9 protein-coding genes are annotated in these 9810 nt (G+C 64.5%); 6 read left to right on the top strand and 3 right to left on the bottom strand.

Features of this window, described 5'->3' with window-relative positions:
* Positions 1–335, top strand: a 335-nt coding sequence (locus VFZ66_09885; protein HEX6289490.1) for a nucleoside hydrolase, incomplete at its 5' end; no start/stop codon positions are given.
* Between the two features lie 53 nt (positions 336–388).
* On the opposite strand, the gene VFZ66_09880 is transcribed toward VFZ66_09885, so the two are convergent.
* The 3 genes from VFZ66_09880 to VFZ66_09870 form a co-directional block, all read right to left on the bottom strand.
* A complete protein-coding gene (locus VFZ66_09880) occupies positions 389–841 on the bottom strand; it encodes a CoA-binding protein (protein ID HEX6289489.1) in 453 nt (150 codons plus the stop codon).
* Positions 838–2865, bottom strand: coding sequence for an ATP-binding protein (locus VFZ66_09875; GenBank protein HEX6289488.1), 2028 nt, complete (start codon positions 2863–2865; stop codon positions 838–840). The genes VFZ66_09880 and VFZ66_09875 overlap by 4 nt, the downstream gene beginning before the upstream one ends.
* A gap of 351 nt (positions 2866–3216) precedes the next feature.
* A complete protein-coding gene (locus VFZ66_09870) occupies positions 3217–3507 on the bottom strand; it encodes a hypothetical protein (GenBank protein ID HEX6289487.1) in 291 nt (96 codons plus the stop codon).
* Between the two features lie 47 nt (positions 3508–3554).
* Here VFZ66_09870 and VFZ66_09865 point away from each other — a divergent pair, with 47 nt between their 5' ends.
* The 5 genes from VFZ66_09865 to VFZ66_09845 all read left to right on the top strand — a co-directional run.
* On the top strand, positions 3555–4172 hold the full coding sequence (locus tag VFZ66_09865; GenBank protein HEX6289486.1) for a hypothetical protein: 618 nt from the start codon (positions 3555–3557) through the stop codon (positions 4170–4172).
* Positions 4173–4457: 285 nt separating this feature from the next.
* On the top strand, positions 4458–6257 hold the full coding sequence (locus VFZ66_09860; GenBank protein ID HEX6289485.1) for a lamin tail domain-containing protein: 1800 nt from the start codon (positions 4458–4460) through the stop codon (positions 6255–6257).
* On the top strand, positions 6248–6751 hold the full coding sequence (locus tag VFZ66_09855; GenBank protein ID HEX6289484.1) for a hypothetical protein: 504 nt from the start codon (positions 6248–6250) through the stop codon (positions 6749–6751). The genes VFZ66_09860 and VFZ66_09855 overlap by 10 nt, the downstream gene beginning before the upstream one ends.
* 18 nt (positions 6752–6769) lie before the next feature.
* The gene (locus VFZ66_09850; GenBank protein HEX6289483.1) at positions 6770–6961 is read left to right on the top strand and encodes a hypothetical protein; all 192 of its coding nucleotides are present in this window, start codon (positions 6770–6772) and stop codon (positions 6959–6961) included.
* 354 nt (positions 6962–7315) lie between these two features.
* Positions 7316–9810, top strand: a 2495-nt coding sequence (locus VFZ66_09845) for a condensation domain-containing protein (GenBank protein ID HEX6289482.1), incomplete at its 3' end; no start/stop codon positions are given.

Here is a 9810-nt window from a genome sequence, read left to right as displayed (position 1 = left end):
AGGCCGAGCTCGATGAGCTGCGCACGCTGGGTCCGCTGGCGGCGCTCGCCGTCGACTGTAACGCGGCAGCGCTGCGGGCTAGCACCGAGTGGCTGCACGAGGCGGGATTGACGCAGCCCGATCCCGTCGCGATGGCGGTCGCGCTCGATCCCTCGATCTGCACGATCCGCGAGCGCTGCTATGTGGCCGTCGAGACGCAGAGCGAGCTGACACGCGGCATGACCGTCGTCGATCGCTGGCGTGTCCTACACGAGACGCCGAATATTGACGTCTGCTATGCGATTGATCCGATGCGTTGGAAACGCCTGTTGTGGCAGTTGCTTCGTGACAGATAGCGAGGCCAGGACAACATCCTGTTTGAGCGATCCTGGAGCTGCCAATCGATGCGCTAGCGCGTCCGCATGAACTGCTGGTAGTCGACCATCAGGCAGCGGCTTTGCACCACCTTGATCCCGGCGCGCGCCAGCGTCTCCGCGACGCGATCATCGCGAATCCCCGACTGAAACCAGACCGCTGTCGGTCGCTTGGCGAGCAGATCGTCGACATGCTGCGGGAGATCTTCGGAGCGGCGAAAGACATCGACAAGGTCGACCGGGCCGGGAATAGCTGCCAGCGCGCGGTAGACCGGGCGATTCAGCATCTCAGGAACCTGGGGCTCATACACCGGAACGGGAACGATCTCCAGCCCGGCGGCAGCGAGCGCGGCGGGAACGTAAAACGCGGGCATCTGGGGATGGCGCTCGGAGCGCATGCCCAGCACGGCAACCCGCTGCACGGACGCCAGCAGGTCCCGAATCTCATCCCAGGTCGTCAGCACGTTTGCGCGCCACTGCTCCATCATCTGCTCCCATATGCGGCTTCTCGATCCTCCGCCGCAGGTGATGCTCCACGGAGCGGCAGGCTCACGATGAAGGTGCTCCCGGCGCTCTCGCCGCTCTCCACGTCGATCGTCCCACCATGCAGGCCGACAATCTCCTTAACCACATAGAGTCCGATGCCCATCCCGCTGATATACTGACGATCCGCGTTGCTGGCCCGGTAGAAGCGCTGAAACAGGCGCGGCTGCTCCTGCTTCGGAATCCCAATCCCGCGATCCGTCACCAGCAGACGGGCATGATTCCCATGCTGCTCGACCCGCACCGTGATGGGGCCGCCGTGCGGGCTATATTTCAGCGCGTTGCTGAGCAAGTTCTGGATAACCTGCTCCAGGCGCACTTCGTCGCCGTCCACTATCAGCGAGCCGCTCGGCGTCAGACAGTCGACGTTATGGTTGACGAAGGTGGGCTCGCTCTCCTCCACCACGCGCCGCACCAGCGCGCACAGGTCCAACGGCGCGCACTCGATACTGAGCCGTCCCATTTCGATGCGTGATACATCCAGCAGCCCCAGGATCATCTTGTTGAGCCGCCTGGCCTGCTCGACAATCACGCCAATGGCCTTCGCGCCCGAGGCGGGAATCGTTCCCTCACGGGCCACCCGGCGCTGGAGCAACTGCGCGTTGCCGAGCAGCGAGGTCAGCGGTGTCTTTAACTCATGGGCGGCGATCGAGAGAAATTGATCCCGTACCTGAATCGCATCCTGCGCGGCCTGATAGAGCCGGGCGTTCTCAATCGCATCCGCCGCCATGCGCGCGTACAGGTCCATCAGGCGGGTTTCCCGCTCCGAGGGTCGGTGCGGCTGGCGAAAATGCACGGAGAGCACGCCGGTGATGGTGCCGTCGCGGCTGACGAGCGGCGTGCTATGCACGGCGCGGAAGCCCGCCTGGCGCGCTCCCGCACGGTAGGGCGCGAAGATCGGATCGGTTTCCACATCCTCGACGACCACCCGGCGGCGCTCGGCGTAGCAGGTGCCGCAGGCACCGCCGCCAACCGGGACCCACGCCACCTCCTTCAGGAAGGCGTCGTCGAAGCCACGGCTGGTTTGCAGCGTGAGTCCCTCGCCCTCCGAGTCGCACAGCGACAGCAGACCGAGGTCCGTCTCCTGGACCAGAAGCGCCGCCTGGAGCACCTCATGGAGCACCGCTTCAATATCGAGCGTGGAGGTAAGGTTCGCGCTCAGCTCATGCAGGCGGCGCAGATCCGCAACCTGCACTTCCAGGTCGCTTTTCACCATGCGCAGCGCGGCCTCGACGACCTTTCGCTCGGCAATCTCGACTTCGAGAGACTGGGCCTTCTGTTGGAGCTGGCTGATGACGCGCAGGCGCTCGTCGGCAGTGGCGAGTGCGGTATAGCTTTCGGCGGGAATGACGCGGCCATGCGCGGCGCAGACCTCTTTCAACGGCTGCGCGAGGGCATCGCCGCCAAAGCCGTGGATGGGATAGGCACAGCAGAGCACAAAGGCATGCCTGGTGTGCAGATCATTCCAGAAGGCTTCCAGGCGCAGAGCAGCGTCATGCTGGCCCTCGGCCCACAGGAGCGCGACCATTTCCCCGAAGATCCACACCTGTCGTCGACGCTCGGCTGCCCGTGCAACGATCTGCTCAACGATCGCGGCGAAGCGACTCGGCTCTGGAGATCCATCAACCATGAACGTCGCAAGCGTCTCGGCGGCGTCCAAGGTGAGATACTGCCCGGACTCGCGTGCAGCGACGAGATCCAGCCCGGCGAGCTGCAAGCGCTCGTCAAGCCCGGCGCGGTGTTCGGGCGTGGCAATCACGATACAGGGATCACCTGCGGCCAGGCCCGTACCAATGAATTCACTGAGGGCCTGGATCAGGAAGGTATCGGCCTCGTAGAGCTGGACGACATGCTCCGACTCTCGCAGCGGATGCCAGTCGGCCTGCGGCGCTAGATCACGCGCCGTGCGGTGGCTGGTGATCGAGTACGGGATCTCGCGAGCGGATGTATTCGGCGTTGGTGTGTTCAACAGTATCTCCAGGGTGATCCGTGAGGAGGCACAGCATCACATTGTCACAGCGTCCACGGCCCCTATCTCCCCGAGTGCCGCATTCTGTTGTTGACACATGTCTACGTGTCCATCCCGTCAGGCCATGCGGCCAGGTACAATTCATCACATTGTTGGACGTGCAGCATACCAGACCGCCAGGTCATCAATATCAGATAATTCGATCCTCATAAATATTCTACGATGCTTTTAGCTAAAAGCAAGCACGCAGAGCACGCGAGGATCAGCCCGCCCGGTGTGAGCCGGTTGAGCGGGATAGGAGTTGGAGGGCGTCTCCAGCAGCGGCCACGCTTCCCCGCAACATCTGGCCGATCAAGTGGTGTATAGCAAAAAGCGCGCCATGACAGCGGCAGGCGTGCCACGACCGCCAAGCACAGCCGGATCGGTCTGCTGCTTGTATAGCAAAAAGCGCGCCATGACAGCGGCAGGCGTGGGAGGCCCCGGCCTGGCCGTTGGCCGCGTGGGACCGTCGAGCGGCGGTATTAGCCGCCGGGACAAACGTGCCCGCCAGCGAACGAGCAACACGAAACGAGCGACCATCAGCCGTCCAGGGCAGCCTGTGGACGTTTCCCGGCGGAAAAACCATGCTGGACGTGCATTCATTGAGATATACTGCATTGATACAGGTACGTTTTACATGGGGGTACAGCATGGCCTCGCCAGTCGTAATCGCCGTCACCAAAGTGCGATGTCTGATCGAAACCGATGAAGTAGGCTCCGACGAGCCCTACATCTTAGTTACCGGGATTAATCTCAAGACTCCGATCCCCAATGTCGAGGTAACACGGTATGGACCCTGGGCTGATGTCGATGAGGCGGATCTGCTGGTGACACAGCCGATTCCAGCGGGATTCAATCCCGATTCGGTGCCGTTCATCATCTGGCGACGTCCATGCTGGGGCCTTAACGGAAAACCGGCGGCGATTAACCATCCGGACGATGTGATCTTTTTAGTGTCGCTGATGGAGCATGATGACGGCGATCCGTCGGCGGCGCAGATCCTGGTCAAGTCGGCGGCGGTCGCGAGCCTCGCGGCGTCGATGGGCATGAGCAGGGCCGATCGGGTCGCGAAGCTGATCAAGGACATCAATGGGGCGCTGAAGATTCCCACGGGCGCTCCCAACTTCGATGACCGGGTTGGCTCGACCCAGGAGCTTCGCCTCAGCCAGACCCTCTTGCAGGTTGAGGACGGGGTGAAAGCCAAGAATCTGGTCTTCACCGGAGATGGCGGCCAGTATCGCATCCGGTTCGAGGTCAGCAAAGGCTAGCGGCACGGCGCTGCGGACGCAGCGTATGGTCCAGAGCTAAAGGTGTTGCGATCATCGCGCAACACCTTTTTGCTTGTGGTATCCACGACCCAGGCGCGACCACGCGCTGACATTTGGCCTCCAGGCGCTCGCCGACCAGTGAGCGCCGGGTGTCAGGGAGTCGGCCCCCCAAGTGGTTGATGCGGAAGCGCCATCGTCGCCCGATCCGCGTGTCACCACCGGCCCGGTATAATGCTGTTATCTGGCAGCATCCTCCTCGTGGGATGCCTCACCCTGGAGTACAGCATGCTTCCGATGTGGAACGAACGGAGCGCTCACCAGCGCGCAAGCCGTGGACGCCACCATCCACGGTCGATCGGCCTCCTTGTGGCGCTCCTCAGCGTCGTTTGCGCCGCTGGCATCGTCCCCGTAGCACCATCGCGCGCCGCAGCCAGCGCGATCCCCTGTGGCAGCAGCGGCACCTGGACCCCCGGCGAGGTCAGCGTCTACTGGTTCGACGTGGAGCAGGGCGACAGCCAGCTTATCGTCGGCCCGACCGGCAAAACGCTGCTCATCGATCTGGGAGAGACAGCCTACAACACGACGGGCACCAACACCAAGGCCACGCGGATTGCGAGCACGATCCGCGCGATCTGCGGCACGGGCAGCAGCCCCGTCGCGCTCGATTACGTCATGGCCTCGCATCAGCATCTCGACCACATTGGCTACGCTGGTAATCCGAGCGACACGAGCAGCTACGGCAACGGCCTGTACCAACTGCTGACGCCCGGCGGCCTGGGCTTCACCGTCGCCACGCTGATCGATCGCGACGCGGGCACCTGGGCCGATACCAACGGCAACGGGCGCTGCGAGGTCGGCACCTCGACGACGCCCTCGAACGAGATCGCCTGGCACAACGCGGGGACCACCTCGCAAACTGCGCGGCGCTGGATCTGCTGGCTCTACGGCCCCGCGGGACAGCCCGATCGCGCGATCATCGCTGGGCATGTGCTGACGCTGACCAACAGCGCGCCCTGGCCCGCGCTCAACCTGGGGCCGGGCGTCACCGCGACGATCTTGAACGCCAACGGCAAAGACACCATGCAGGCCGACGGCGTGACGCCCGTCAGCGGCGATCATACCACCCAGGGCGGCAACGGCCCGCCGTCGGAGAACGACTATTCAATCGCGCTGCACATCGCCTACGGCAACTGGAACTACGCCACCGCAGGCGACAGCGACGGCGAGTACAACGTCAGCCAGCACGGCTACACCTACAATAATATCGAGGCGCTGCTCGCGCCGCGCTACGGCAACGTCGATACCATGCGCGCCAACCACCACGGCAGCGGCCACTCCTCCAGCGCCGACTATCTCACCACGCTGCGGCCTGAAACGGCGGTCTTCTCCTGCGGCAACAATTCCTACGGCCACCCGGATAACCGCGTGCTGGACGCGCTGCGCGGCCTGACGAACGAGCGCGGCACCGGCTCCGAAATCTACCTGACCAACAATCCCTGCGATACAGCGCAGGCCGACGGCTCCCGCACCAACTACAGCGGCACGCTCAACACCAACGGCGACCTCGTGCTGCGCACGACCGGCTCCGGCAGCGGCTACACGATGACCTACGACGCCGGGACGCGCACCTACACGGCCTACACCGGCACGACGCCGCCGCCGAGCGATCCGTCGCAGGTGGTGATCAACGAGTACCTGATGGCTCCCAAATCCACCAACGCGCCAGAGTGGATCGAGCTGTACAATCCGACGTCAGGCGCGATCGCTCTGAGCGGCCTGTACCTCGCCGATGTGGCAGGCGGCGGCGGCGCGCCCAGGCAGATCCCGGCGGGCACGACGATCCCGGCGCGCGGCTTCTACGTGATGGAGTTTGCGTCGGGCTTCTTGAACAACACCGGCAGCGAGGCGGTGCGCTTCTTGAAGCTGGCGAATGGCGTCGAGACGGTCTACGATCAGACGACGTACTCGCTCGGCAGCACGCAGTACGATAAGGTCTTTCACCGGATCGGGAATGGAGGAGCCTGGTGCAGCACGATCTCAAGCAACGTGACCAAGGGCACGAGCAACCCGGCTACGTGTCCGTGATCCGCCGGAGCTGGCTCTGGCTGGTTGCCGTCCTGGTGCTCGTGAGCGCGTTCGGCTTCCTGCTGACCAGCCGCACGATGCCTGCCGCCGCATCCGGCCCGATTGTGCTGATCAGCGGTCGTGACGATCATGGGCTGCTGGCCCAGGCGACAGTGGCCCTGGTGCGCGCGCCGGGAAGCGCCGAGGCCGTCGCGCAGATCGCCGATGCGACCGTCGTCCGCGTGCTTGACGAGCGCGGCGAGTGGCTGCGGGTGCAGACCATCGCCAGCCCGCAGCAGAGCGGCTGGATCAACGACTATCATCTGCGCGATCGGGCGCTCTGGACCGCGCACGGCGTGCAGGTCACGTTCGTCGATGCGCGCATGCACGACGAGCAGGTCGCGGTGGCGGTGCGTCCGATCGACAGCACGGCAGCGCCGACGTGGGTTGCCGCCAGCGAGCTGCGCGAGGTCGGCGCGCGGGATGAGCACGGACACAAGCACCATACGCCCTAAGGAGCGAAGGAGGATCGCATGACCAATCAGGAGAGCCAGGAGCATCAGGAGGCCACGGACGAGGCAGGGCTGGTCACGCTCCAGGTGCAGATCCGCCCGGAGCACATCCGGCGCCTGCGCGCCCTGGCCGCGCGTGAAGGCGCGACGCCGGAGGCGCTGGCGGCGTTGATGCTGGAAGAAGTGCTTGACGCGGCGGCAAAGAATCGGTGAGGTCGTCCGGGTCGCAGCACGGCTGTCAGAATCGGCTGCAGCACCATGCCCTGGCCGCCGTGGGCATTGGTTAGCACCAGATCCTCTGGGAGAGTGTGGGCGTTCGCCGGAACAAGCCCTGCTCTCCTGGGGGATCACCGTATGATACCCAGCGTCGCGCAGCGCCCGTCCGTTGCCGGATGGTCGCGCAATACCGCGATCCGCCCACGATCGAGCACATCGATCTGCTCGCTCCATGATGTCACCTGGATAACAGGCAGGGTCCGATCAAGATTCTGGATGACACTGCTCCAAGCTGCAAGCGCGGCGGTGCCTGCCCGCACTCCCCATCACGTCAAGGCCTGAGGAGAACCCATGAGCGATCTTCAGCACCGAATTGCAGACCTTTCACCCGAACGACGGAAGCTGCTCGAACTCTTATACCGCCAGCAGACCCGCGAGGATCAGGCTCGTATCCCACAGCTTCCACGCACCAGCGGTGTCAACAGCTTCCCGCTCTCGTTCGCGCAGCAGCGGCTGTGGTTTATCGATCAGCTCCAGCCGGGAAGCGCAACCTACAACCTGCTCTCGGCGCTGCGTCTCACGGGTCCGCTCGATGCGGCGGCGCTATCCCAGGCGCTCAACGTCGTTGTGCAGCGCCATGAAACCCTGCGCACGACCTTCATCCAGGGGGCGGCGGACGAGCAGCCGCTTCAGGTGGTTGCGCCGACGCTCACGCTGACGCTCCCGATCAGCGACCTTACCGGCGTCGAGCTTCGTGAGCGCGAGGCAGCGATCCAGCGCTGGATGCTGGACGAGGCGCGCCGCCCCTTCGATCTGGCATGCGGCCCGCTGCTGCGGGCGCGGCTGCTGCGCCTCGGAGCGCAGGATCATCGGCTGATCGTGGTGCTGCACCACATCATCGCCGATGGCTGGTCGCAGGGCGTGCTGGTGCGGGAGCTAACGTCGCTCTACGCGGCCTTCAGCCAGGGTCGGCCCTCACCGCTGGCTCCGCTCCCAATCCAGTATGCCGACTTCGCCGTCTGGCAGCGCCAGCGACTACGGGATAAGGCGCTGGCCGTACATCTAGACTACTGGAAGCGCCAGCTTGCCGATCTGCCCAAGCTGCTGCTGCCGACGGACTATCCGCGCACCGCGATCCAGACCATCACGGGGGCTCGTCAGATCCATCTGCTGCCGCCTTCGCTGATGGACGCGCTCAAGGCCCTGAGCCAGCGAGAAGGCGCGACCCTCTTTCAGACACTACTGACCGCGCTTCAGGTGTTGCTCCAGCGCTACACGGGCCAGAACGACATCGCGGTCGGATCGGCCATCGCCAGCCGGAATCGGGCCGAGGTCGAGCCGCTGATCGGCTTTTTCGTCAATACGCTGGTGCTGCGGGCGAATCTGGCCGGGAATCCCACGTTTCGCGATACGCTGCGGCAGGTGCGCGAGACGACGCTCGCCGCCTATGCGCATCAAGACCTACCGTTCGAGAAGCTGGTCGAGGTGCTTCAGCCAGAGCGCGATCTGAGCACCAGGCCGCTCACTCAGGTCTTTTTTGTGCTCCAAAACACGCCACGGCCCGCGCTCAGCGTTCCGCCGCTCACGATCGAGCTGATGGAAACCGAGCATGTCACCGCCGCGCAGGATCTCGCGCTGTCGATCGTGGAAACGCCCCAGGGCCTGCGGATACGGTCGCAATACAATGCCGACCTCTTCGCCGCCGAGACGATTACGCGCATAATGGGCCATTTCCACACGCTGCTGGCAGCGCTCGTCGCCAACCCCGACGAGCGGATCGCCGAGCTGCCGCTGCTGACCGAGGCCGAGCGCCAGCAGATGTTGATCGACTGGAACCGCTCCGAGGCGGAGTATCCGCGCGACGCCGCCGTGCATCAACTCTTTGAGGCGCAGGCCGCGCGCACGCCCCACACTCGCGCGATCGTCTTCGATGGGCAAGCGCTGAGCTACGCGGAGCTGAACACGCGGGCGAATCAGCTTGCGCACTATCTGCGGGCGCAGGGCGTCGGGCCGGATGTGCTCGTCGCGCTGTGTGTCGAGCGGAGTCTGGAGATGATCGTCGGCATGCTGGCGATCCTCAAGGCCGGCGGCGCGTACCTGCCGCTCGATCCCACCTATCCTGCCGAGCGGCTTCAGTACATGCTGTCGCACAGCCGCGCGCCGGTGCTCCTGACCCAGGCTGCGCTGGTCGAGCGCTTACCGGAGCATCAGGCGCGGGTCTTCCGCCTGGATGCCGATTGGCCGCTGCTGTCCGAGCAACCAACATCGAATCCGGCGCGCACGGCGCTGCCGGAGCACCTGGCCTACCTGATCTTCACCTCCGGCTCGACCGGCAAACCAAAGGGCGTGATGGTCACGCAGCGCGGCTTGATCAATCTGGTCTTCGGTCTGCGCGCCTACTTCGCCGATCCCGCCGTCCAAACGACCGGCCTGATCACCTCGATCAGCTTCGACATCTCGGTCAACCAGATCTTCCCGACGCTCTTTTTTGGCCGCACGCTGCACATCATCCCCGATGCGGTCAAGTTCGACAGCCGCGCCCTGCTGCGCTACCTGCACGAGCAGCAGGTGCATCTGCTCGACGCGGTGCCCTCCTACATGCAGACGGTGTTGAACGAGGTCGCGCCGGAGCAGCCGCCCAACGCGCTGCGCTACCTGCTGATCGGCGGCGAGAAGATCGAGCAGCGGCTCCTGCAATCCGTCTGCGGCCAGCTTGGGCCGCAGGTCCAGGTCGTCAACATCTATGGCCTGACCGAGATCAGCGACATCAATATTCTGGGTGTGCTGCGCGCCGACGATCTTGGCAAACCGGTTACGGTGGGCACGCCGTTGCAGAACAACCGGAT

It is taken from the genome of Herpetosiphonaceae bacterium, from assembly GCA_036374795.1.
In the GTDB taxonomy this organism is placed as follows: domain Bacteria; phylum Chloroflexota; class Chloroflexia; order Chloroflexales; family Kallotenuaceae; genus LB3-1.
The sequence above is the reverse complement of the archived record's forward strand: the minus strand, read 5'-3'. Positions and strand labels throughout refer to the sequence as shown.